22 protein-coding genes are annotated in these 23,857 nt (G+C 72.5%); 10 read left to right on the forward strand and 12 right to left on the reverse strand.

What is annotated here, in order from left to right; translation table 11 throughout:
- The first annotated feature begins 134 nt into the window (after window positions 1-134).
- Both K8Z49_RS19425 and K8Z49_RS19430 read left to right on the forward strand, forming a co-directional pair.
- Complete coding sequence (locus K8Z49_RS19425; RefSeq protein WP_024936573.1) at window positions 135-1,397, forward strand: serine/threonine-protein kinase; 1,263 nt, start codon at window positions 135-137, stop codon at window positions 1,395-1,397.
- Between the two features lie 113 nt (window positions 1,398-1,510).
- Window positions 1,511-2,911, forward strand: coding sequence for a class II fumarate hydratase (locus K8Z49_RS19430; protein WP_021595376.1), 1,401 nt, complete (start codon window positions 1,511-1,513; stop codon window positions 2,909-2,911).
- A gap of 69 nt (window positions 2,912-2,980) precedes the next feature.
- Here K8Z49_RS19430 and K8Z49_RS19435 read toward each other — a convergent pair whose 3' ends face one another.
- From K8Z49_RS19435 to K8Z49_RS19470, 8 genes are all read right to left on the reverse strand, one after another.
- Window positions 2,981-3,880 carry a lytic transglycosylase domain-containing protein gene (locus tag K8Z49_RS19435; RefSeq protein WP_412520159.1) on the reverse strand — a complete coding sequence of 300 codons (900 nt, stop codon included), beginning with the start codon at window positions 3,878-3,880 and terminating at the stop codon, window positions 2,981-2,983.
- A gap of 602 nt (window positions 3,881-4,482) precedes the next feature.
- A complete protein-coding gene (locus tag K8Z49_RS19440; protein WP_021596920.1) occupies window positions 4,483-5,859 on the reverse strand; it encodes a PhoH family protein in 1,377 nt (458 codons plus the stop codon).
- 75 nt (window positions 5,860-5,934) lie between these two features.
- Window positions 5,935-6,822: an isoprenyl transferase gene (locus K8Z49_RS19445; RefSeq protein ID WP_412520161.1), complete on the reverse strand. Its 888-nt coding sequence runs from the start codon at window positions 6,820-6,822 to the stop codon at window positions 5,935-5,937.
- 152 nt (window positions 6,823-6,974) lie between these two features.
- On the reverse strand, window positions 6,975-7,496 hold the full coding sequence (locus tag K8Z49_RS19450) for a hypothetical protein (protein ID WP_021596922.1): 522 nt from the start codon (window positions 7,494-7,496) through the stop codon (window positions 6,975-6,977).
- A gap of 137 nt (window positions 7,497-7,633) precedes the next feature.
- Window positions 7,634-8,803, reverse strand: a complete 1,170-nt coding sequence (locus K8Z49_RS19455) for a C40 family peptidase (RefSeq protein ID WP_412520164.1) — start codon at window positions 8,801-8,803, stop codon at window positions 7,634-7,636.
- Window positions 8,804-9,016: 213 nt separating this feature from the next.
- Window positions 9,017-11,002, reverse strand: a complete 1,986-nt coding sequence (locus K8Z49_RS19460) for a thioredoxin domain-containing protein (RefSeq protein ID WP_021596924.1) — start codon at window positions 11,000-11,002, stop codon at window positions 9,017-9,019.
- Window positions 11,003-11,033: 31 nt separating this feature from the next.
- Entirely contained in the window at window positions 11,034-12,410 is a 1,377-nt protein-coding gene (locus K8Z49_RS19465; RefSeq protein ID WP_111830140.1) for a dihydrolipoyl dehydrogenase family protein, read from the reverse strand.
- Between the two features lie 24 nt (window positions 12,411-12,434).
- A complete protein-coding gene (locus tag K8Z49_RS19470) occupies window positions 12,435-13,370 on the reverse strand; it encodes a ribonuclease Z (protein ID WP_075020868.1) in 936 nt (311 codons plus the stop codon).
- 79 nt (window positions 13,371-13,449) lie between these two features.
- On the opposite strand from K8Z49_RS19470, the gene K8Z49_RS19475 reads away from it, so the two are divergent.
- Window positions 13,450-13,926 (forward strand): pyridoxamine 5'-phosphate oxidase family protein, encoded by a 477-nt coding sequence (locus K8Z49_RS19475; protein ID WP_021596927.1) that lies wholly within the window; start codon window positions 13,450-13,452, stop codon window positions 13,924-13,926.
- A gap of 11 nt (window positions 13,927-13,937) precedes the next feature.
- Here the strand turns inward: K8Z49_RS19475 and K8Z49_RS19480 are convergent, their stop codons facing one another.
- The 3 genes from K8Z49_RS19480 to mca are packed head-to-tail and all read right to left on the reverse strand — an operon-like array spanning window position 13,938 to window position 15,688.
- Window positions 13,938-14,543: a tetratricopeptide repeat protein gene (locus tag K8Z49_RS19480; RefSeq protein WP_412520167.1), complete on the reverse strand. Its 606-nt coding sequence runs from the start codon at window positions 14,541-14,543 to the stop codon at window positions 13,938-13,940.
- Window positions 14,544-14,591: 48 nt separating this feature from the next.
- A complete protein-coding gene (locus K8Z49_RS19485; protein ID WP_021596929.1) occupies window positions 14,592-14,834 on the reverse strand; it encodes a hypothetical protein in 243 nt (80 codons plus the stop codon).
- Window positions 14,834-15,688 carry a mycothiol conjugate amidase Mca gene (gene mca, locus K8Z49_RS19490; protein WP_033332981.1) on the reverse strand — a complete coding sequence of 285 codons (855 nt, stop codon included), beginning with the start codon at window positions 15,686-15,688 and terminating at the stop codon, window positions 14,834-14,836. The genes K8Z49_RS19485 and mca overlap by 1 nt, the downstream gene beginning before the upstream one ends.
- A gap of 180 nt (window positions 15,689-15,868) precedes the next feature.
- Between mca and K8Z49_RS19495 the strand changes: the two genes are divergently transcribed.
- Window positions 15,869-16,252: a DUF4307 domain-containing protein gene (locus K8Z49_RS19495; protein ID WP_021596931.1), complete on the forward strand. Its 384-nt coding sequence runs from the start codon at window positions 15,869-15,871 to the stop codon at window positions 16,250-16,252.
- 203 nt (window positions 16,253-16,455) lie between these two features.
- Window positions 16,456-16,956 carry a transcription elongation factor GreA gene (gene greA, locus K8Z49_RS19500; protein ID WP_021596932.1) on the forward strand — a complete coding sequence of 167 codons (501 nt, stop codon included), beginning with the start codon at window positions 16,456-16,458 and terminating at the stop codon, window positions 16,954-16,956.
- 81 nt (window positions 16,957-17,037) lie between these two features.
- Here the strand turns inward: greA and K8Z49_RS19505 are convergent, their stop codons facing one another.
- Window positions 17,038-17,547 carry an Lrp/AsnC family transcriptional regulator gene (locus tag K8Z49_RS19505; protein WP_021596933.1) on the reverse strand — a complete coding sequence of 170 codons (510 nt, stop codon included), beginning with the start codon at window positions 17,545-17,547 and terminating at the stop codon, window positions 17,038-17,040.
- Window positions 17,548-17,675: 128 nt separating this feature from the next.
- Between K8Z49_RS19505 and hppD the strand changes: the two genes are divergently transcribed.
- The 5 genes from hppD (at window position 17,676) to K8Z49_RS19530 (ending at window position 23,856) form a co-directional block, all read left to right on the forward strand.
- Complete coding sequence (gene hppD / locus K8Z49_RS19510; RefSeq protein WP_177287677.1) at window positions 17,676-18,767, forward strand: 4-hydroxyphenylpyruvate dioxygenase; 1,092 nt, start codon at window positions 17,676-17,678, stop codon at window positions 18,765-18,767.
- Window positions 18,768-18,872: 105 nt separating this feature from the next.
- Window positions 18,873-19,715, forward strand: a complete 843-nt coding sequence (locus K8Z49_RS19515) for an RDD family protein (protein ID WP_024935971.1) — start codon at window positions 18,873-18,875, stop codon at window positions 19,713-19,715.
- Between the two features lie 77 nt (window positions 19,716-19,792).
- On the forward strand, window positions 19,793-20,617 hold the full coding sequence (locus K8Z49_RS19520) for an RDD family protein (RefSeq protein ID WP_412520171.1): 825 nt from the start codon (window positions 19,793-19,795) through the stop codon (window positions 20,615-20,617).
- A 63-nt stretch (window positions 20,618-20,680) separates the two neighbouring features.
- On the forward strand, window positions 20,681-22,276 hold the full coding sequence (locus K8Z49_RS19525) for a M1 family metallopeptidase (protein WP_412521103.1): 1,596 nt from the start codon (window positions 20,681-20,683) through the stop codon (window positions 22,274-22,276).
- A gap of 158 nt (window positions 22,277-22,434) precedes the next feature.
- Window positions 22,435-23,856, forward strand: coding sequence for a M1 family metallopeptidase (locus K8Z49_RS19530; RefSeq protein ID WP_412520173.1), 1,422 nt, complete (start codon window positions 22,435-22,437; stop codon window positions 23,854-23,856).
- Window position 23,857 lies beyond the last annotated feature (1 nt).

Consider the following 23,857-nt stretch of genomic DNA (forward strand, 5'->3'; position numbering starts at 1 on the left):
GGCGCGCCCGCGGCGGCCGCCGCCCCGCGTCCGTCCAGGGTTTCTGGCCGGTAGGTCACAGTATTGGGCCAAAATCGGCGTTGGTCATGAGGTCTCCCGGATGACCGGCTGGCCACTCCGGTATCTTTTCCGCCATGTCTCAGTCAGAGCGCCTCGTTCTAGCGACGCGCTACCGGCTGGTCTCGGAGATCGGTCAGGGTGCCAACGGCACCGTGTGGAGAGGGCACGACGAGCTCCTCGATCGCGCCGTGGCGATCAAGGAGCTGCGGCTCCCCGAGGACCTCTCCGAGGACGACCGGGTGGTCTTCTACCGCCGCACCCTCCGGGAGGCGCGCGCGCCCGCACAGCTGCGCACGCACTCCATCGTCGAGGTGTACGACGTGGTCATCGAGCAGGGCCGTCCCTGGATCGTGATGGAGATGATCGAGGCGCCCAGCCTCGAGCAGCTCATCGAACGCTCGGGACCGCTCCCGCCCGACCGCGTCGCGCACATCGGCCGCGCCCTGCTGGACGCGCTGAACACCGCGCACAAGGCCGGCATCGTGCACCGCGACCTCAAACCGAGCAACGTCCTGCTGGACGGGGACCGGGTCGTCCTCACCGACTTCGGGCTCGCGTTCTCCTCCGGCTCGGCGAGCCTCACCAAGACGGGCCACTTCATGGGCTCGCCCGCCTACGTCGCGCCGGAGGTCGCCGCCGGGGACAAGGCCACCCCCCGCTCCGACCTCTGGTCGCTCGGCGCGACCCTGTACGCCGCGCTGGAGGGCCGCCCGCCGTTCGAGCGCGAGAACGTGATGGCGACGCTGTCCGCGCTGGCCAACGAGTCGCCCCCGGCCCCGCAGAACGCCGGCGCCCTCGCGCCGGTGATCAGCGGGCTGCTGGAGAAGAACCCGACCCGCCGGCTCAGCCACGCCCGCGCCGTCGACCGGCTCGAACGGGCCATGGCGGGCCCGCGCTCCGGGCGCCGGGCCCCGACGCCGCGCTACCGGCTGATGGTGGTGATCGGGCTCATCGGCGCCACCGTCGCCTCCTGCGGCATCGGCGCCACCGCGCTCATCGTCGGCATGATGCGCGAGAGCCCGGGGCCGTCCCCGACCGCCTCGTCGTCCAGCCCGGCGGGCACCAGCCAGGTCGCCGCGCCCCCGGGCGTGGGGTCCAGCACGCTGGTCGTCCGCGCCCGCAGCGACTCGTGCAAGATCTTCGTGTCGGTGCCGGGCAACGCGATCACCGTGCTCAGCGACGAGACGCTGCGCCAGGGCGAGGCGCGCCAGTACGACCAGCCCCGGATCAACGCGGTGATCTACGACGCGTCGGCCTGCGACGTCTGGGTGAACGGCACGCAGAAGCCGACCGGCAAGCCCGGCGAGCGCCAGAACTACACGCTGAACAAGGAGTGATCCGCCCCTCACCCGGGAATGCGTGAGCCACCCGGCGGGCTGCCATGGACGACGGCGGCCGTCCGCGCCTGCCGAGCGATGCCGGCCAAGCGATGTCGAGTGGGAGGCGTTCCATGAGCGAGCAGGGATTCCGGGTCGAGCACGACTCCATGGGCGAGGTCCGGGTGCCGGCCGCGGCCCGGTGGCGGGCGCAGACGCAGCGCGCGGTGGAGAACTTCCCGATCTCCGGGCGGGGCCTGGAGGCCGCGCACATCGCCGCGCTCGGCCAGATCAAGGCCGCGGCGGCGACGGTGAACGCCGAGCTCGGCGTGCTCGACGAGGACGTGGCCGCCGCGATCACCGAGGCCGCCCGCGAGGTCGCGGACGGGCGCTGGAACGACCAGTTCCCCATCGACGTGTTCCAGACCGGGTCCGGAACGTCGTCCAACATGAACGCCAACGAGGTCGTGGCGACGCTGGCGCAGGAGCGGCTCGGCCGCCCGGTCCACCCGAACGACCACGTGAACGCCTCCCAGTCGTCCAACGACGTGTTCCCGTCCTCCATCCACATCGCGGCGACCGGGGCCGTCCTGAACGATCTGATCCCCGCGCTGAGGCATCTGGAGGCCGCCCTGGCGCGGAAGGCCGAGGAGTTCCGGGACACGGTGAAGTCGGGCCGCACCCACCTGATGGACGCGACGCCCGTGACGCTCGGCCAGGAGTTCGGCGGATACGCCGCCCAGGCCGCGCACGGCGTGGAGCGGCTGGAGGCCGTCCTGCCCCGGTTGGCGGAGCTGCCGCTCGGCGGCACCGCGGTCGGCACCGGCATCAACACCCCGGAGGGCTTCGCCGCCCGCGTCATCGCGGAGATCGCGCGGGCCACCGGGCTGCCGCTGACCGAGGCCCGGAACCACTTCGAGGCGCAGGGGGCGCGGGACGGCCTGGTGGAGGCCAGCGGCGCGCTCCGCACGATCGCGGTGAGCCTCCACAAGATCGCCAACGACCTGCGCTGGATGGGGTCCGGGCCGCGCGCCGGGCTCGCCGAGATCCGGCTGCCCGACCTGCAGCCCGGCTCGTCGATCATGCCGGGCAAGGTGAACCCGGTGATCCCCGAGGCGGTCGCGCAGGTCGCGGCGCAGGTCGTCGGGAACGACGCGGCGGTCGCGTTCGGCGGCGCGTCCGGCAGCTTCGAGCTGAACGTGATGCTGCCGATGCTGGCCCGCAACGTGCTGGAGTCGGTCACCCTGCTGGCGAACGTGTCGCGGCTGCTCGCGGACCGGTGCGTGGACGGCATCGAGGCCGACGAGGAGCGGATGCGCGAGTACGCCGAGTCGTCACCGTCGATCGTGACGCCGCTGAACCGCTACATCGGGTACGAGGAGGCGGCGAAGGTCGCCAAGCAGGCGCTCAGGGAGCGCAGGACGATCCGCGAGGTCGTCCTGGAGCGCGGCCACGTGAAGGACGGGAAGCTCACCGTCGAGCAGCTGGACGAGGCGCTCGACGTCCTCCGGATGACCGGATCGTCCGGGCGCTGATCGTCGGGGCGCCGGCGGCCTCGCGCGTCCCAGGAGCCCCGCAGGGCGCCCGGGACGCGCGAGCCAGGGTCAGTACCAGCCCGCCGACTGGAAGTGCGACCAACCGCCGCACGGGGTCTTGTAGCGGCTCTTGATGTAGCCGAGGCCCCACTTGATCTGCGTGGTGGCGTTGTTCTGCCAGTCGGGTCCGGCGCTCGCCATCTTGGAGCCGGGCAGGGCCTGCGGGATGCCGTACGCGCCCGACGACGGGTTGGCGGCGTGGGTGTTCCAGCCGCTCTCCCGGTCCCACAGCTTGACCAGGCAGCCGAACTGGCCGCTGCCGGTGAAGCCGAAGCCCGGCATCAGCTTCTTGGCGATCTCCTGCGCCTCGCCCTTCGGCACCGGGTCGCCGGCGGGGGCACCGCCGCCGTCGCCCTTGTCCTTCTTGGGCGTCTTGGTGGGAAGCGGCTTGCCCTTGGGGCGCAGGGACGGGGCCTTCTGCCCGTCCTCCCGCGCGGCGCGGGAGGCGCGCTCCAGCGCCAGCTTCTTGCGCTGCTGCTCCAGGACCTTCGGGTCGACCTTCGGAGCGGGGTCCGCGAGCTGCTTGCTCGCCTGGACGGTCTGCGTGCCGTCGTCGCCGCCGGTGAACGCGAACGCGGCGACCGCGCCGCCGCCGAGGACCACCGCGGCGCCCGTGACGACCGCGGCGATCCGCATGCCGTTGCGCCCGCCCGCGCCGCCCTTGCGGGCCGCCGCGCGCGGCGCGGGGCCCTGCGGGTTCGAGGCGATCTCGTCGCGGCCGCCGCCGGCGGAGGCGCCGGGGCGCGGCGATTCCGGGACGGGCTGGAACCCGAGCGTGTCGCCGGCGGGGGCGCCGCCCCGGGCGCAGTCGGTGCCGGCGACGCGCACGTCGTCCTCGTGCGGGGCGTGGGAGCCCTCCACGGTGGGGGACGCCGCGGCGGGGCCGGGGGCCGGGGCGGGCGCCTGCATCGGCGTCCGGGGGTCGAAGCTCTGTCGATCGTCTCGCCTAGGGGACCCGGGACGGTCTCCGTACAAGGCGGTCCTTCCGACGGTCGCACGCGCATGGACACGCGCACGAACTGTTTCCACCCTCGGCCCTCCAGGCCGCCGGGAGGCCGGGCGGCCCCCGGGCCGGACCGGTGCCGTGCCCGTCGCGCGGTGGTTCAGGGGGGCCGCGCTCCGGCCGGGCACCGTTCGGGGGTGCTTACGGGGAGACACAATGCCCGAGGCCGAGGGAGGCTCCGCAACCGAAACGAGATGAATGCGGCTCGTGGGACGGTTGTCAACCCGTCCCTCTGATCACCGAAACCGCAAGCGGACCAGGGGATCCCGGACATTCAACCGTGGGGTGTGACGTTCATCACAACTCTACGGTACGGGGTTTAATGATCACGCTCCGTAGGAGATCTCACCCGTTGTCCCGAGACGCGGAACCCCGGCGGCCCGTGGGAGGGCCGCCGGGGTTCCCGCGCCGTCCTCAGAGGCCTGCTCCCTGTGGGGGCGGACCCCCACACCCCCCGAAGGGCTGAGCGCCGTCCTCCGCTCCGCCGGAGCTCCGCTCCGGACGTCGCTCAGCCGACGTCGCCCAGCATGTCGGTGACCAGGGCGGCGATCGGCGACCGCTCCGACCTGGTCAGCGTGACGTGCGCGAACAGCGGGTGGCCCTTCAGCCGCTCCACCACCGCCGCGACGCCGTCGTGCCGCCCGACCCGCAGGTTGTCGCGCTGCGCCACGTCGTGCGTCAGCACGACCCGCGATCCGGCGCCGATCCGCGACAGGACGGTCAGCAGCACGCCCCGCTCCAGCGACTGCGCCTCGTCGACGATCACGAACGCGTCGTGCAGCGACCGCCCCCGGATGTGCGTGAGCGGCAGGACCTCCAGCATGTCACGGTCCACGACCTCGTCGATGACCTCCGGGGTGGTCACCGCCGACAGGGTGTCGTAGACGGCCTGCGCCCACGGCGACATCTTCTCGTTCTCCGACCCCGGCAGGTAGCCGAGGTCCTGGCCGCCGACCGCGTACAGGGGGCGGAACACCACGACCTTGCGGTGCTGGCGGCGCTCCAGCACGGCCTCAAGGCCCGCGCAGAGGGCGAGCGCCGACTTCCCGGTGCCGGCCCGGCCGCCCAGCGAGACGATGCCGACGTCCTCGTCCATCAGCAGGTCGAGCGCGATCCGCTGCTCCGCGGACCGGCCGCGCAGCCCGAACACCTCGCGGTCGCCCCGCACCAGCTTCACCGACTTGTCGGGCTGGACGCGGCCGAGGGCCGACCCGCGCTCCGACAGCAGCCGCAGGCCCGTGTGGCACGGCAGGTCGCGCGCCTCCTCCAGGTCCGCGGTCCCCGCCTCGTACAGCTCCTCCAGCGCCCCGCCCGGGACCTCCAGCTCGCGCATGCCGGTCCAGCCGGACTCCACCACGGCCAGCTCGGCGCGGTACTCCTCGGCGGCGAGCCCCACCGCGGACGCCTTCACCCGCATCGGCAGGTCCTTGGAGACCAGGACCACGTCACGCCCCTCGCGGGCCAGCCACGCCGCCACCGACAGGATCCGGGTATCGTTGTCGCCGAGCCGGAACCCGTCCGGCAGGACGCTCGGGTCGGAGTGGTTCAGCTCGACCCGCACCGTCCCGCCCTGGTCGCCGACCGGCCCCTCGACCGCCACGGGCTCGTCCAGCCGGCCGTGGCGCAGGCGCAGGTCGTCCAGCGTGCGCAGGGCCTGCCGGGCGAAGTACCCGAGCTCGGGGTGGTGCCGCTTGGCCTCCAGCTCGGAGATGACGACGATGGGGAGTACGACCTCGTGCTCGGCGAACCGGGTCATCGCCCCCGGGTCGGCGAGCAGGACGCTGGTGTCGAGGACGTACGTGCGCCTCCCTTCGGAACCGCCCGCGAGGGGCGTTCCAGCGGTGTTCCCGGACGGGCCGGGACGGCGCGCGGAGGTTGTGGCCACTCGATCTCCCTGATCATGGGGGAACTGCCGGTGGCGCGCAGGTCCGCCGCAGGGGCGGTGGTCCGCGGAGGACGGTCAGGTACCGTAGCGCCGGTGCCGCGCGGCGTAGGAGCGCATGGCCCGGAGGAAGTCGACCTTGCGGAAGTCCGGCCAGTGGACCTCGCAGAAGTAGAACTCCGAGTGGGCGCTCTGCCAGAGCATGAAGCCGGAGAGACGCTGCTCCCCCGAGGTGCGGATGACCAGGTCCGGGTCCGGCTGGCCGCGCGTGTAGAGATGCTCCGCGATGTGCTCCACGTCGAGGACCTCGGCGAGTTCCTCGATGCTGGTGCCACGGCTCGCCTGCTCGATGAGCAGAGAGCGCACCGCATCAGCGATCTCACGCCTACCTCCATACCCAACCGCGACGTTCACAATCAGGCCGGGTGCGTCGGATGTGGCCTCACCGGCATCTTTCAGGACGCGGGCGGTCTTGTCGGGCAGCAGGTCGAGGGCGCCGACGGGCTTGACGTGCCAGCCGTCGGCGGCGAGCTTGCGGACGGTGTTCTCGATGATCGTCAGCAGCGGGTCCAGCTCCGCGGCGGGGCGGTTCAGGTTGTCGGTGGACAGCAGCCAGAGCGTGACGTGCTCGACGCCGGCCTCCGCGCTCCACTGGAGCAGCTCGGAGATCTTCTGGGCGCCGCGCTGGTGGCCGGTGTTGACGTCGGCGAGGCCCATCGACCGCGCCCAGCGCCGGTTGCCGTCCAGGATCACGCCGACGTGCCGGGGGGTGACGTCGGTCGGCAGGTCGGCCTCGACGCGGCGCTCGTACAGCCGGTAGACGGCGTCGCGGACGGCCGCGTACGGGCCGCTGCGGCGGACGGCGTCGAGCAGCCGGGCGCCCTCGGCGGGGCGCCGGCGCACGCCGTCCCTCCGCGCGCCGCGCGCCGTCCTGGTGCGCGGCTCTCCCGTACGCCGAAACCCCATGTGGGCTTCCCTTCGAGCGACCGTCCGCTTTTGGAAAAGACGCTCAATTATGGCCCGGCGGCGACACTTCTCCCACCGTTTCCGTATTCGAGATTAACGCGCGACCGCGGCGCGGGCCCGGTGGATGGCCCGCTCCGGTCGCTCCGGCCCGGTCAGGCCTGCGGGCCGGCGGCGCGGGCGCGCTCGACGTGCCGCAGGGCGCTGCGCAGCTCCGCCAGCCACTCGTCGGTGTTCTTGCCGACGAGCCGGACGCACCAGGCGAGCGCGTCGCTGCGGCTGCGCGCGACCCCGGCCTCCACGAGCGTGTCCAGGACCCGGCGCTCCGGCTGCCGCAGCCGCGTCATCACCGGCACCGACAGGGTGGTGAACATCTCCCGCTCGCCGCCGCACTCGACGCCCCAGGAGACCTTGTGGCCGAAGCGCTGCTCGGCCTCGCGGGCGATGCCGATGCGCCGGTCGCGGGTCTCGTCCCGGAAGCGCTGGACGTGCCCGGCGATCACGCCGGCGCGCTCGGCGTCCGACACCCCCTCGGCCGCCGCCGGGACGGGCAGCCGGCCGATGACGCTGACCTCCTCGCGGTCGAGGACGATCTCGGGCGCGTCCTCGAACCAGTCCTCCGGGAGCCGCCCGGCGAACCAGCCGCGGAGCCGCTCCGCCGCTTCGCTCGTAGTCATGTAATCAAAATTACAACGCATCGCGCCGCGGCGCCAGCATCGCGGGACCGGGAAAAGGAATGATCAAGGCCGGTGCGCGGGCCGCCGGGCCTCGCCGAGCGCGATTCGGGTCCCCGGCGCCGGCCGGGCGCGGCGGGTCAGCGCGTGAGGGCGGCGGCCATCTTCGGGCTCACCCGGACGGCGCCGCGCATGTTGCGGGTGTAGACGTTCTGGACCTGCACCACGGTCCCCGTCCTCGGCGCCGCCAGCATCTTGCCCTTGCCCAGGTAGAGGGCGATGTGGGAGATGTAGCCGGGCGCGGTCGGGTCGTTGGCCCAGATGAGCATGTCGCCCGGCTCGGCCTTGGAGTACGGGACGACCCAGCCGGCGCGGGCCTGGTCGGCGGCGACGCGCGGGAGCCGGATGCCCGCCTTCGCGAACGCGTACTGCATGAGGCCGGAGCAGTCGTACCCGCCCTCCGCCTCGGACTCGCCGCCCCACACGTACGGCCAGCCGAGCCGCGTGTGGGCGGCCTGGATGACCGTCCGCACCTGGCTCGCCGTCATGACCTGCCCGTTGGAGGCCGGCACCTCCCCCGACTTCGGGAAGTCGATCTCCGGGTTGACCGCGACCGCCTTGGCCTGCTTCGGCATCACCTTGCGGAGCTTCTTGATGAACGCCTTCGGCTCGGCCTTCGGGACGCTGATCAGCATCGCGTTGCCGGTCGGCATCCCGAGGGCCTGCGCGGTGGTGTGCGAGATGACCGCGTCGACGTCGCTGATGCCCATCGTGGCGTACGCGCCGACGCGCAGCTGCGACTGGTTCTGCCGGCCGCCGACGGGCACCTGGCTGCCGAGCTTGACGCCGCCGTCGTTGCCCATCGTGAAGGAGATCGCGACGTCGCCGGACGCCACGTTGCGCCAGAGGGCGTCCGACTTGGCGGTCGGCTTCGGCGTGTAGTTGCGGAACGTGGACGGGTCGACGCCCATCAGCCCGACCCGCTTGCCGGCGACCATGCCCTGCACGGCGTCCACGACCTCGGCGCCCTGCACGCCCTTGGCGCCCCGGACCTTCTGGACGAAGCTCGCGGGCAGCGTGGACGGCGCGGCCACGAGGACGTGCGGGGTCAGCCGCTTGCCCAGCGGCGCGACGGCGGAGGGCGACAGGGCGCTGTTGCCGGACGCGGCCACGAAGCGGGCGCGCTGCTCGCCGCGCCGGGCCTCGGCGGGATCGTCCCGCGCGACGAGGACGGCGACGTTCGCGGCGAGGGTCGTCAGCACGGTGACACCGATGATCGTCGGAAGGACCCGGCGGTTCGGCTTCCCCACTGCCACACTCCCTCGATCGTCGCCCCGCGCCCGCCCGTCGGCCGGGCTCCCGGGACACGACTATGACTCAGATGTCCGGCCACCGTCCAGATACCCGACGCGCCGTCCCGCATCCTCGTCCGCCACGCCGCATCGGGTCAGCTCTGTTCCAGCTACTCAGTAGTAACAGCAAGCGGGCATGAGATCAAGGTCACGCTGCCACAAAGTGGACCGTCAGTCCAATTGCCCACGTAGTTCGCGGGTCAGATCGGCCGGGGTCGTCACCGGCAGCCGGCAGGTGAAATCGCGGCAGACGTAGGCGGCGGGCCGGTCGTCCACCAGCCCGCGCCCCTCCAGCAGCGGGACGCCGCCGGCGTCCGGCGGGCCCGTGCTCACCACCGCCCCGGGCACGGACGCCATGAGCGCCGTCCGGTGCAGCGCCCGGGTGCGCTCGTCGTCCGGATCCCCGATCACGGCGATCTCCACCGGACCGGTCGCGGACGCCTCGGCCACCGCCAGGCCCCAGCCCGCGAACCGCGCGTGCCGGTCCGCGAGCGCCCCGGCCGGCCAGAGCGCCGCCCGCGCGGCCTCCCGGTGCCGGTCGGACCCGGTCAGCGCGGCGAACGACAGCAGCGCGCCGGCCGCCGCGAACTGGCCCGAGGGCGTCGCGTTGTCGGTCGGGTCCTGCGGGCGCCGGAACAGCCGCTCCGCGTCGTCGGCGGTGTCGTAGAACCCGCCTTCGCCGTCCCCGAACCGTTCGAGGACGGTGTCCAGCAGCTCTCCGGCCAGCCGCACATGCCGCGGATCGCCGGTGACCGCGTGCAGGGCCAGGAGCCCCTCGGCCACGTCCGCGTAGTCCTCGAGGACGCCGGCGTTCGCGCCGGCCGTCCCGTCCTTGGACGTCCGGACCAGCCGGCCGTCGCGCACATGGACGTCCACGAGCAGCCGCGCGACCTCCTCGGCCGCCCGGACCAGATCCGGCCGGTCGAGCAAGGCGCCGCACTCGGCGAGGGCCGCGATGGCGAGCCCGTTCCAGGCCGCCACCACCTTGTCATCGCGCGCCGGAGGAATCCTGTGCGCGCGCGCCGACAGCAATGCCGTCCGCACTCGCTCGTACCGTTCGGCGTCTTCCGGGTCGTTCAGGAGCTGCAGGACGGACGACCCGTGCTCGAACGTCCCCGTCACCTCGAACAGGCTCTCCGCGAACGCGCCGTCCTCATCGCCGAGCACCTCGCGCAACTGCGCGGGGGTCCACACGTAGTACTTGCCTTCGACGCCCTCGCTGTCGGCGTCCAGCGCCGAGGCGAGGCCGCCCTGGTCGGTCCGCAGGTCGCGCAGCATCCAGTCGCACGTCTCCAACGCGACCCGCCGCGCGAACGGCGTCCCGGTGAGCCGCCACCAGTGCGCGTACACCCGCGCCAGCAGCGCGTTGTCGTAGAGCATCTTCTCGAAGTGCGGGACGACCCACTTCGCGTCGACCGAATAGCGCGCGAACCCTCCGCCGAGCTGGTCGTACATGCCGCCCCGGGCCATCGCCTCCAGGGTGTGCGACGCCATGGCGAGCGCCTCGTCGTCGCCCGTCCGCGCATGGTGCCGCAGCAGGAATTCGAGCGCCATCGACGGCGGGAACTTGGGCGCGCCCCCGAACCCGCCCCGAACCGCGTCGTACGAGGCGCCGAGCGCCTTCACCGCGTGCGCGAGCACCCCCTCACCGGGCGCCTCGGCACCGACCGGCCCGCCACCGCGCGACGCCAGGGCCGTGACGACCTGCTGACCTTGCCCGACGACCTCGTCGCGCTGCTCCGCCCACGCCTTGTGGACGGCCTGCAGCAGCGCCCGGAACTGCACGCGCGGGAAGTACGTGCCGCAGTAGAACGGATGCCCCTCCGGAGTCATGAACACCGTCATCGGCCACCCGCCCTGGCCCGTCATGGCCTGGGTCGCCTCCATGTAGACGGCGTCGATGTCCGGGCGTTCCTCCCGGTCCACCTTGATGTTCACGAACAACTCGTTCATGACCCGCGCCGTCTCGCCGTCCTCGAACGACTCGTGCGCCATCACGTGGCACCAGTGGCAGGCGGCGTATCCGACGGACAGGAGGACCGGGACGTCTCGCCGTCGCGCCTCGGCGAACGCCTCGTCGCTCCACTCCCACCAGTCCACCGGGTTGCCGGCGTGCTGGAGCAGGTACGGGCTGGTCGCGTCCTTGAGCCGGTTCATGCCCCCGATCCTGCCCGATCCGGCGGCCGCCTCACTCCCCCGCGCGGCCCGTCCCGGCGAGACCGGCGAGGGCGGTCTCGATGGTGCGGTGGAAGGTGGGGTAGGCGTAGATCATCTCGCGGAGGGTGGCGGTGGGGATCTCGGCGTGCACGGCCACGGCGAGGAAGCCGAGGATCTCCCCGCCGGCCGGGCCGGCGGCGGTCGCGCCGGCCAGGGTGCCCCATTCGGCGTTCTCCACCAGCTTCACGAAGCCGTCGTTGCCGGCCTGGTGGATCCAGCCGCGGGCGGATTCGGCGATCGGCGCGACGGCCGTGCGGACGGGCAGGTTCTGGTCGCGCGCCTGCGCCTCGGTCAGGCCGACGGAGCCGATCTCCGGATCGGTGAAGGCGACGTGGGGGACGGCGCGGTAGGCGGCCGGGGAGCCCTCCTCGCCGAGGATGTCGCGGACGGCGATGGCCGCCTGGTACATCGAGACATGGGTGAAGGCGCCCATGCCGGTGATGTCGCCGATCGCCCACAGGCCGTCGGCGGCGCGCAGGTGGCCGTCCACGGAGATCTGCCGGGCGTTCTCGTCCAGGCCGGCGTGCTCCAGCCCGAGGTCCTTCAGGTTGGGACGACGGCCGGTCGCGACGAGGAGCCGCTCGGCGGTGAGCGTCTCGTCGCCGAGGTGCAGGGTGAACTCGTCGCCGTCGTGGGCGACGCGGGTGACGTCCACGCCGGTGCGGACGCCGATGCCCTCGCGCTCGAAGACGTCGCGCAGCAGCGCGCCCGCCTCGGGTTCCTCGTTGAGCAGGAGCCGGTCGGCGGCCTCGACCACCGTGACGCGGCTGTCGAACCGGGAGAAGACCTGGGCCATCTCCACGCCGACGACGCCTCCGCCGAGGACGAGGAGCGACGCCGGGGCCTCGGTGGCCTGGACGGCCTCGCGGTTCGTCCAGAACGGGGTGCCGGCCAGCCCGTCGATGGGCGGCGCCGCGGGGGACGTGCCGGTGTTGAGGACGATTCCCTTGCGGGCGCGGAAGACCTGGCCGTTCACCGCGACCTCGTCCGAGGCGGTGAGGCGGCCCCGGCCGTGCACGACCCGCACGCCCTTGCCGGTGAGGCGGTCGACGGCGACCTTGTCGTCCCAGGAGTCGGTCGCCTCGTCGCGGATCCGGGCGGCGACCGGTGCCCACTCCGGCCGCAGCGTCGCCTCGCCCGCCATCCCGGGGACGCGGTGGCCCTCGGCGAGCAGCCCGGCGGCGCGCACCATCATCTTGGTGGGGACGCACGCGTAGTAGGGGCATTCGCCGCCCACCAGGCGGGACTCCACCCCGACGACCGAGAGGCCCGCCTCGGCGAGCCTCCCCGCGGCGTCCTCTCCCCCAGGCCCCAGACCGATCACCACGACATCGACTTCGTCAGCCATGGAAGGAGTACTGCCCCGTACGCGTCAGGTCAGACGGCGCGGCGGCATCGGGATCCGGTCGAGATCGTGGACCAGGGTGACCTCGCCGGTGAAGGCGGCGGACGCCTCCTCCAGGAACCGGTGCTCGTCCTCACCGCGGTAGCGCTCCGAGAAATGCGTCAGGACCAGGTGCCGGACGCCCGCCTCCGCCGCCACCGCCCCTGCCTGCGCGGCGGTGAGGTGCCCGTACTCGGTGGCCAGGGCGACGTCCTCGTGCAGGAAGGTGGACTCGATGACGAGCATGTCCACCCCGTCGGCGAGTTCGCGGACGCCGTCGCAGAGCCGGGTGTCCATGACGAACGCGACCTTCTGCCCGGGGCGGGCCACGCTGCACTCGTCCAGCGTGACCGTGCGGCCGTCGGGAGCGGTGACCCGCCCGTCCTTCTGGAGGCGACGGACGAGCGGGCCCCGCACCCCGCGCGCGGCGAGCTCGGCGGGCAGCATCGTGACGCCGTCCGGTTCCTCCAGCCGGTACCCGTACGCCTCGACCGGGTGGGAGAGCCGCCGCGCGACCAGCGTGAAGGGGGCGTCGCCGGTGTCGAGCGGCATCCGCTCGCCGGACACGGGACGGTCGCGGATCACGTCGGTCTCCCGGAAGGCGGCGGCGTGCCGCAGCCGGTCCCAGTAGTCCCGCCCGCTCGCCGGGAAGGCCGCGTCCACCGGATGCTCGACGCCGTCGCGGGCGATGCGCTGGACGATCCCGGGGACGCCGAGGCAGTGGTCGCCGTGGAAGTGCGTCACGCAGATCCACGTCACGTCGCTCGCCGCCACGCCGGCGTACGTCATCTGCCGCTGCGTCCCCTCGCCGGGGTCGAACAGGACGCCGTGGCCGTCCCAGCGCAGCAGGTAGCCGTTGTGGTTGCGGGACTTCGTGGGGACCGCGCTGGCGGAGCCGAGGACGATCAGATCGCGAGCCGACATCCGTCCATGGTGCCGGTCGCGCGGTCGGGCAAGTGCTTGGTTATCGTGTGCACGGTACAGGCGACTCTGGGAGGCTCCGTTGGCCGGGAACAAGCGCGACAAGATCAAGATGACGCCGGACGAGGTGGCGTCCTACCTCGCCGAGAACTACAAGGTGCAGGTCGCCACCGTCGGCAAGGACGGCGCGCCGCACCTGGTGACGATGTTCTACACGCTCTACGAAGACAAGATCGCCTTCACCACCTACAAGGCCTCCCAGAAGGTGCTGAACCTGCGCCGGAACCCGACCATGACGTGCCTGGTCGAGGACGGCGTCGAGTACAACGAGCTGCGCGGCGTCGCCCTCTACGGCCGCGGCCTCGTCGTCGAGGACCCGGAGCCGCGCAGCAAGGTCGGCATGGTCGTCGGGTCCCGCATGGCGGGCCTGCCCGTCCCGGCACTGGGCGAGCCGATCGACCCGGTGATCGCCGAGGGCATCGAGCAGGCCATCGCCAAGCGCGTCCTCATCCTCATGGACCCCGACCGGGTCGTCAGCTGGGACCACCGCAAGGCCTGACCCCGGCCGGGTCACTCCGCCGGGAGCGCCTCCTGGAGTTCCGCGGCACGGGCGCGGGCCGCCCTCTCCGCCGCGTCGTCGCCGCGGAGGCGGGCGGCCTCGGCGATGTGGGCGAACATGGCGGCCTGCCGGTCGACGGCGCCGAGCCGGCGGTAGATCTCCAGGGCCTGGCCGAAGAAGTTGGTCGCCGCGACGGGACGGCGGGCGCGCAGGTAGGCCGTGCCGAGGCTCGACAGCGCGCGGGCGCGGGAGCCCTCGTCGGGCTCGGGCAGGGCGGCGAACTCGTCCGGCAGCGGGCCGAGCAGGCCGATCGCGCGGTCGAGGTCGCCGGTCCCGGTCAGCGCGCGGGCGAGGTCGAGACGGGCGCGCAGGACGGCGTGCCGGTCGCGCCCTCGTTCGGCACCGCCTTCGGCACCGCTTTCGGCGCCGCGTTCGGCACCGCGTTCGGCGCGGCCGAGGGCCTCCTCCAGGACCTCGGCCGCCTCGGCCCAGCGCTCGCGGTCGAGCAGGGCCAGGCCCTCGGCCTCCGGCTCGCCCTCCCCGGCCGCGGTCGCGGCGAGACGCTCGTCGAGGGCGCGACGGGGTCCGGCGTCCTCGGGTTCGGTGTTCTCGGGCACGTCGAGGGTCCTCCCCGGGCGCGGCCGGGTCCAACCGGGCGGCCGGGCTCAGGCGTCGTCGTCGGACGTCTTCGCGGCGGTGCCGGCCCCGGCCGCCTTCTCCGCCTCGGCGCGCTCCCACTCCTGCTGCTTCAGGTCCTCCTCGCGGGGCGCCTGGATCTTCTTCATCTGCTTGGTCATCGAGCGGATCAGGAAGACCGTGGCGGCCAGCAGGGCGAGGAAGACCACGAAGCCGAGGACGCCGGGGCTGACCGTGTCGTCGTTCAGCGGTATGGCGGCGAGCGGAGGCATCACAGACACACCTTCTCCCGGATGCCGGCGAACAGGTCGTCCTCCGGCAGCTCGGTGTCGACCAGGGACCTGGCCAAATGGTAGTCCTCGGTCGGCCATGCCTCGCGCTGGAGGTCCAGCGGGACGACGAACCAGAAGCCGTTCGGGTCGATCTGGGTGGCGTGGGCGAGCAGGGCGCGGTCCCTGGTCTCGAAGTGGTCGGCGCAGGGGACGCGGGTGGTGACCTCCCACTTCGGGGCCTCGTCCTCGAAGCGCTTCATCCACTCGCCGTAGGGCGACTCCAGGCCGGCCTTCTCCATGGCGTTGTGCAGGGCGAGGATGCGGTCCTTGCTGAAGGTCATGTGGTAGTAGAGCTTCAGCGGCTGCCAGGGGTCGCCCGTACCCGGGTAGCGCTCCGGGTCGCCGGCGGCCTCGAACGCCTCCACCGACACCTCGTGGCACTTGACGTGGTCGGGGTGCGGGTAGCCGCCCTTCTCGTCATAGGTGAGCATCACGTGCGGGCGGAAGTCGCGGACGGCGCGCACCAGCGGCTCGGAGGCCTTCTCCAGCGGCTCCAGCGCGAAGCAGCCCTCGGGCAGCGGCGGCGGGGGGTCGCCCTCGGGGAATCCGGAGTCGACGAAGCCGAGCCAGCGCTGCCCGACGCCGAGGATCTCGCGGGCCTTCGCCATCTCGGCCTCGCGGACCTTGCCGATGTCGGCCTTCACCTCGGGACGGTCCATCGCCGGGTTCAGGATGTCGCCGCGCTCGCCGCCGGTGCAGGTGACGACGAGGACCTCGACGCCGTCGGCGACGTACCGCGCCATCGTGGCCGCGCCCTTGCTCGACTCGTCGTCGGGGTGGGCGTGCACCGCCATGAGGCGCAGCGGCTCGTCACCGCCGCACGGCCGTTCGAGCGTCGTACCGTCGATGACCTCGGACACTGGGGGTTCTCCCTCTCCGGACTCTGAGCGGCCCCCGGTTCGAGGCACGCGGCATGACAGACGAGAATGAATTGTCCCTGACAACGTCCCCACCCCGCACGGAGATTCCCCGCCATGACGACGAGCGTGTCGAAAGCAGCGGCGCCCGCCGGATCCCTCCGGAGCCGGGCCGGGCTGGTGGTCATCGGCCTCCTGGCCGCGCTGGGGGCGGCCGGCTTCGGCATCCTCGCGGCGCACGCGGGGCAGACGCCCGGCATCGTCGCGCAGACGGTGACGTACTCCATCACCGACACCTCGGTCGTCGTCAACTTCTCGGTCGCCAAGGGGAAGGACGACGATGTACGGTGCACGGTCGACGCGTTCGACACCGACTTCGCCGTCCTCGCGCAGAAGGAGGTCTCCGTGCCCGCGGGGAGGTCCAGCATGAAGGGGTCGGAGACGCTGCGGACGCCGCGCCGGGCCACCGGCGCCCGGATCCGCGACTGCCGCAAGGCCTGATCGCCGGGCTCCCGCGCCGCCCGGCGGGCCGATACGCCGGGTGAATGACGAATCACGATTGGCGGATTGCGGACGCCGAGTTCAGGGAACCTTTACCCGCACACACCGGATAGGCTTGAGGTTTCACCCGGCCGCACTTCATGTCGATGTGACGCCCGCCCGCGGGGGCGGGCCAGATCGCACCATGTGGATGAGGAGTACCCGTGACCGAGACCCGCGCTGACAACGTCACCTGGCTGACCCAGGAGGCGTACGACCGGCTCAAGGCTGAGCTGGACCACCTGTCGGGCCCGGGCCGCATCGAGATCGCTCAGAAGATCGAGGCGGCGCGGGAGGAGGGCGACCTGCGCGAGAACGGCGGCTACCACGCGGCCAAGGAGGAGCAGGGCAAGATCGAGGGCCGCATCCTCCAGCTCCAGGGCATCCTGGAGAACGCCCGCGTGGGCGAGGCGCCGCGCACCGAGGGCGTCGTCGGCCCGGGGATGACCGTCACGGTCTCGTTCGAGGGCGACGACGAGGAGGTCACGTTCCTGCTCGCCTCCCGCGAGGAGGTCGGCGCCCCCATCGACGTCTACTCCCCGAAGTCGCCGCTCGGCGCCGCGATCGACGGCAAGAAGGTCGGCGACAAGGCCACCTACACCCTCCCCAACGGCCGCTCGATGACCGTGGAGATCCTCGACGCCACCCCCTACGGCGGCGCGTAGCGCCGTCCGGCAGCGCCGCGAGGGCCGCCGCCCGCCGGGCGGCGGCCACCCGGCGGGGAGAACGTCCGGTCCGCCGTCCCCTCACCGGGGCGGCGGGCCGCTCGCTTTTCCGGCTCCGCCTCCCCGGCCGGACGCGGCGAGCACGAGCGGCAGCGTGCGGTGCGCGATCTGGGTGGCCAGCGAGATCACCGAGGACGCCCGTTCCACGCCCTCCACGTCGACGATCACGTCGATGACCCGCTGCAGGTCGGTGTTGCTGCGGGCGACGATGCGGCACAGCATGTCGCCGGGCCCGGTGATCGTGTGCGCCTCGATCACCTCCGGCACCTGGGCGAGCCGGGCCGCGACCGGGTCGTGGCCGCCCGCCTGCCGGAGCTGGAGCGTGACGAAGGCCGTCACCCCGTAGCCGAGCGCCGCGGGGTCGATCTCGGGACCGTGGCCCGCGATGACGCCGTCGCGCGCCAGCCGGTCGAGCCGCGCCTGGACGGTGCCGCGCGCGACACCGAGCCGCCGGGACGCCTCCAGGACGCCGACGCGGGGTTCGCGGGTGAACAGCTCGATCAGCCGCCCGTCCAGTTCGTCGATCGGCACGCGGCCCTCCCCTGGTCGTGGTCACAATGTACAGAGCGACCGGCGGACAGCCGGTTTCACTGAGCACAGTGTCCAGCGTTACAGCTCACTCTTGCGCAGCTTGTAGGTCCATGTCGAGATTGGGTGGCATGGATGAGTTTCCGGTCAAGGGTATGGACGCCGTCGTCTTCGCCGTCGGCAACGCCAAGCAGGCCGCCCACTACTACTCGACCGCGTTCGGGATGCGCAGGATCGCGTACCGGGGCCCGGAGAACGGAAGCCCGGACGAGGCGGTGCACGTGCTGGAGTCGGGCGGGGCCCGGTTCGTGTTCCGCGGCCCGGTGAAGGCGGGCACCGGGATCGGCCGGCACATCGCCGAGCACGGCGACGGGGTCGTGGACCTCGCGATCGAGGTCCCGGACGTCGAGCACGCCTACCGGCACGCGGTCGCGAAGGGTGCGACGGGCCTGGAGGAGCCGCACGTCCTGGAGGACGACCACGGCAAGGCCACCGTCGCCGCCATCGCCACCTACGGCGAGACCCGGCACTCGCTGGTCGACCGCTCCAATTACGCGGGCCCCTACCTGCCGGGGTTCGAGGCCGCCGGCCCGATCGTCGAGCCGCCGGAGAAGAGGTTCTTTCAGGCGATCGACCACTGCGTCGGCAACGTCGAGCGCATGGACGAGTGGGCCGACTTCTACCACCGGGTCATGGGCTTCACCGACATGGCCGAGTTCGTCGGCGACGACATCGCGACCGAGTACTCGGCGCTGATGTCGAAGGTCGTCGCGGACGGCACCCGCAAGGTGAAGTTCCCGCTCAACGAGCCGGCGGAGAGCCGGCGCAAGTCGCAGATCGACGAGTACCTGGAGTTCTACGGCGGGCCCGGCGTGCAGCACATCGCGCTCGCCACGAACGACATCCTGGCGTCGGTCGACCGGATGCGGGCCGCGGGCGTGGAGTTCCTGGAGAGCCCCGCCTCCTACTACGAGGACCCGGCGCTGCGCGAGCGCATCGGCCAGGTCCGGGTGCCGATCGAGGAGCTGCAGAAGCGCCGGATCCTCGTCGACCGCGACGAGGACGGCTACCTGCTGCAGATCTTCACCAAGCCCGTCCAGGACCGCCCGACGGTGTTCTTCGAACTGATCGAGCGGCACGGCTCGCTCGGCTTCGGCAAAGGCAACTTCAAGGCCCTGTTCGAGGCGATCGAGCGGGAGCAGGAGCGCCGCGGCAACCTGTGACGTCCCGCCCGGGACCCGGGTCCGAGCCCCGGACGCGCGCCGTGTCCGGGGCTCGGACGCATCCGGGGTGTCCGTGCGTCGCCCGCACGGGCACACTGTGTGGCCATGAGCGAACCGCCGAAGAATCCCCCGCCGGAAGGCGACCGGCCGCCCCCCGACCCCGCGTCCGGCGACACGAACGACTCCGGGGACGCCGCGACGCCCGAGCGCCCGCCCCCGTACCAGGGCACGTACGGCGGGCAGCCCGCCCAGCCCCCTCCGGCGGCCGGATCCGGGCGGCCGGGCGGCCCGCTGCCGCAGGCCCCGCCGGTCCCGGGCTACGGCCCTCCGGGCGTCCCGCAGCCCGGCGCCCCGTACCCCGGCGGCCAGTACCCGGGCGGGCCGCAGGACATGCTGGCCGGACGGGGCGCCCGGCTCGGCGCCGGGATCCTGGACAGCATCCTGATCAGCGTCGTGGCGATGCCGGCCGTCCTGTTCTCGATCCGCTGGGACAAGATGCAGGAGTCCGTCGAGTCCAACCAGCCGATCACGGACCCGATGGACGTCTACAACATCCCGCGGCTGCTGACCGGGTACGCGATCGTGTTCGTGCTGAGCTTCGCGTACTTCACCGTCCTGCACGCCAAGTACGGCCAGACGCTCGGCAAGAAGGCCTGCGGCATCCGGCTGGTCAAGGCCTCGGACCAGTCGGCGGTCACCTGGGGGCAGGTGATCGGCAGGCAGGGGTTCATCTACGCGATCAGCATCACGACCGGCGTGCTGAACCTTCTCTCTCCCGCCGCCGGGATCCTCGGGATCGTCGGCCTGCTCGACGTCGCCTGGATCCTGTGGGACGACCGGCGCCAGGCCCTGCACGACAAGGTCGCCAAGACGATCGTGGTGAAGGCGACCCCGTGGACGCCGAACCCGTACGCCCGCGACGCGGCACCGGGCCCCGGCAACGGTTGATCAAGCGGGGGTAAACATTCCGGCCGCCCCCGGACGCGGCGATGTTTGGGCGACGGTGACGTGGCGACGCTGTCGGCATGACGCAACCGCCGAACGACCCCGCGTCCGGGGGAGAGCCGGAGGACCGGCCGGACGGGCGGCAGGACCAGCCCGGACGGCCAGGCCCCTACGGCGGACCTCCGTACGGCGGTCAGCCGCCGCAGGGAGAGCAGCCCTACGGCCAACAACAGCCCTACGGCCAGCAGCAACCGCCCTACGGTCAGCAGCAGCCCTATGGCCAGCAGCAGCCGTACGGGGGGCAGCAGCCCTACGGCCAGCAACAGCCCTACGAAGGTCAGCAGGGGTACGGGCAGCAGTACCCCTCCTACGGAGGCCAGCAGGGATACGGCGCGCCGGGCTACGGCACGGGCCGGCAGGTGTCCCCGGCGGGCGAGCTCGCGAGCCGCTGGGCGCGGCTGGGCGCCGGGCTGGTCGACCTCGTCATCGTCGGCATCGTCACGGTTCTGATCTCGATCCCGTTCGTCAACTGGGACCGCGTGTTCGATCCGGAGCCCGGCGACTCGATGTACAACGGCGCCCAGGTGGGCACCAACGCGGTCAGCGTCGTGCTGGCGTTCCTCTACTACTGGCTGATGCACGCCAAGCGGGGGCAGACGCTCGGCAAGATGCTGCTCGGGATCCGCGTCGTCCGGGACGACGACGGGCTGGCCATCACCACCGGACAGGCCGTGGGGCGCTCCGCGTTCTACAGCGTGCTCGGCGGGATCTGCGGCTGCGTCGGCCTGGTCGACGTCCTGTGGATCCTCTGGGACCCGCGCAAGCAGGCGCTGCACTGCAAGGTGGCCAGGACGGTCGTCGTCAAGGCCGACCCGCACCGGCCCAACCCCTACGCCGGCCGCTGACCTGCCCGCGGCCCCGCCGAGTTGCCGGGCGGGGTTTCCCCGGGCAGGCTGGACTGCGTGGATATGGCCGGAAACTCCCCCAGTCCCCGCCCGACCGGGCCGCGGGCCCCGCGAGGCACCGTGTTCCGCGGCGTGTCGGGGCTGGCCGCCCTCGCGCTCGCGGGGTCGCTGACCGCGGCGTGCCAGACCCCGTTCGACGACCCGAGTGCGAGCGCGTCCGGCTCCCCGAAGGGCCCGGCGGTCAACGGCCCGGCTGGGCCGACCACCGCGGGCGACAAGTACGTCCCGGGCGACGGCAACGGCGGGTACGACGTCGAGCACTACGGGCTGAAGCTGACCATCACGCCGGACGGCGCCAAGCAGCTCGACGGCACCGCGACGATCACCGCGACCGCGACCGCGCGGCTCGCCCGCTTCAACCTGGACCTGACCGGGCTGGAGGTCTCCTCGATCAAGGTCGACGGGGCGCCCGCGCGGCAGCAGCGCGGCGGCGGCGAGCTGGAGGTGACCCCGGCCAAGCCCCTGGAGAAGGGGCGGAGGTTCACCACCGTCATCGCCTACTCGGGGACGCCGAAGCCGGTGTCGGACCCGGTGCTCGGCACCTACGGCTGGATCCGCACGTCCGACGGCGTGTTCGTGGCGTGCCAGCCGAGCGGCGCGAAGACGTGGTTCCCCAGCAACGACCACCCGAGCGACAAGGCCACGTTCGACTTCGAGCTCACGGTCCCGCAGGGGCTGACGGCGATCGCCAACGGCGAGCCGGACACGCCGCCGGCGAGCTCCGGCGGCGGCGCGCCGGGCGTGCCGCCGGGCGGTCCGGGCGGCCCGCCGAGCGGCGCCCCGAGCACCGGCCCGACCGGTGGGCCGGGGGTCGTCCCGGTCGCCCGGCGCGGGATGACGACCTCGAAGTGGCGGGTCAAGGACCCGATGGCCACCTACCTCGCGACGGTCGACGTCGGCCGGTTCACGGTGCGGACGGGCAAGACGTCCGGCGGCATCCCGAACATCACCGCCGTGGACGCGACCACGTCCGGCGTGCCCATCGACCAGTTCCACCAGCTGAACGCCACCATCGTCGACGAGTGGACGAAGCTGTTCGGCCCCTACCCGTTCGGCTCCACCGGCGGGCTGATCGACAACGCCGACGTCGGCTTCGCGCTGGAGACGCAGACCCGGCCGGTGTACGGGGCGTTCGGGCTGCAGCCGACGATCGTCGCGCACGAGCTGGCGCACCAGTGGTTCGGCGACAGCGTCAGCGTGACCACGTGGCAGGACATCTGGCTGAACGAGGGCTTCGCCACCTACGCCGAGTGGCTGTGGGACGAGAAGACCGGCGGCCAGACCGTGCAGGAGCACTTCGACGAGTCCTACGGCGGCCTCGGCGGGCGCGAGCTCTGGGACGTCCCGCCGGGCGACCCGGGCCGCAAGCAGATGTTCGGCCGCTCGGTGTACGACCGGGGCGGCATGACGCTGGTCGCGCTGCGCGGCCGCGTCGGCGAGGACACCTTCTACAAGATCCTCCGGACGTGGACGAAGGAGCACCGGCACTCCAGCGGGACGACGAAGCAGTTCATCGAGACGGCGAACCGCGTGTCGGGCAAGAAGCTCGACGCGTTCTTCGACGACTGGCTCTACCAGAAGGGCCGCCCCGCCAAGTGACGGGCCGAGCCCGCCGCGTCCTCACCGGTTTCCGCTTCCGGCCACGAGAACGTCCCTGATCTGCCGATTCGAGACCGAATCGCGCTTGCGCCCGCGCGATTCGCGGGAAAGTCTTGATCACGGTTGTGACCACTGATCGAGGGACCGAGGACAGGCCGATGAGCAGAACCTCCAGAGCGCTGGCCGCCGTGTCGCTGAGCGTCGCGGCGAGCCTCGCGGTGACCGCCGCGCCCGCGGGCGCCGCCGCGCGGTTCACGCCCGGCGCGCCGGGCGCGGGCGACCCCTACTTCCCGGACATGGGCAACGGCGGCTACGACGTCGCCCACTACGACATCGGCCTGACGTACGACCCGGGCACGAAGGGGATCCAGGCCGTCGCCAAGATCAAGGCGCGGGCGACGCAGAACCTGTCCCGGTTCGACCTGGACTTCCTGGGCCCGCTGAAGATCTCCTCGCTGCGGGTGGACGGGCGCGCGGCGTCCTACACCCGGACCGGCGCCCAGGAACTCGTCGTCACGCCGCGCAAGGGGCTGCGCAAGCACCGCACGTTCACGGTGACCGTCGCGTACTCCGGCGTCCCGCAGACGATCAACGACGCGACGCTCGGCACGTCCGGCTGGGTGCCGACGCCCGACGGCGCGGTGATGCTGAACCAGCCGTTCGGCGCGGCCACCGTCTTCCCGGTCAACGACCACCCGACCGACAAGGCGACGTACACGTTCACCCTGGCGGCGCCCGGGAACCTCACCACGCTGTCCAACGGCGACCTGCGCGGCAGGTGGACCAAGGGCGGCTGGACGACGACCCGCTGGGAGGTCCGGAACCCGATGGCCAGCGAGCTGTCCATGCTCGCCATCGGCAAGTACGACGTGCTCACCGGGCGGACGAAGGCCGGGATCCCCAACCTGACCGCCACCGACCTCGCCATGGCCATCAAGCCGGACGACGCGAAGAAGTTCCACCAGCAGACCGCCGAGGTCACCGACTTCCAGAACGGGCTGTACGGCCGCTACCCGTTCACCTCCACCGGCGGGATCGTCGTGAAGGGGGGCGTCGGCTACGCGCTGGAGACGCAGGGCCGCCCCGTGTACGACCTCGGGCGCCGGCCCGGCGGCATCCCGAGCGAGGGCCTCCTCGCCCACGAGCTGGGTCACCAGTGGTTCGGCGACTCGGTCTCCCCGGCCCGGTGGTCGGACATCTGGCTGAACGAGGGCTTCGCGACGTACTCCGAATGGCTCTGGGCCGAGCACAGCAGCGGCACGCCCGTCCAGCAGTCCTTCGACGACGTGTACGCGACCCCGGCGGACAACGGCCTGTGGAAGGGCAAGGTCGCCGACCCGGGCCGCGACCACATCTTCGACGGGCTCGTCTACGACCGCGGCGCGATGGCCGTCCACGTCCTGCGCCAGAAGATCGGCGACAAGGCGTTCCACCGGCTGCTGAAGGCGTGGCCGTCCGCGTACCGGTACGGCAACGCCTCGACCAAGGACTTCGTCCGCTTCGCCGAGCGCCTCTCGCACGAGAACCTGGACGCGTGGGCCGAGGCGTGGCTCTACTCCGAGGGTAAGCCGTCCCTGTGAG

The sequence above is a fragment of the Actinomadura madurae genome, assembly GCF_047130825.1.
GTDB lineage: Bacteria > Actinomycetota > Actinomycetes > Streptosporangiales > Streptosporangiaceae > Spirillospora > Spirillospora madurae.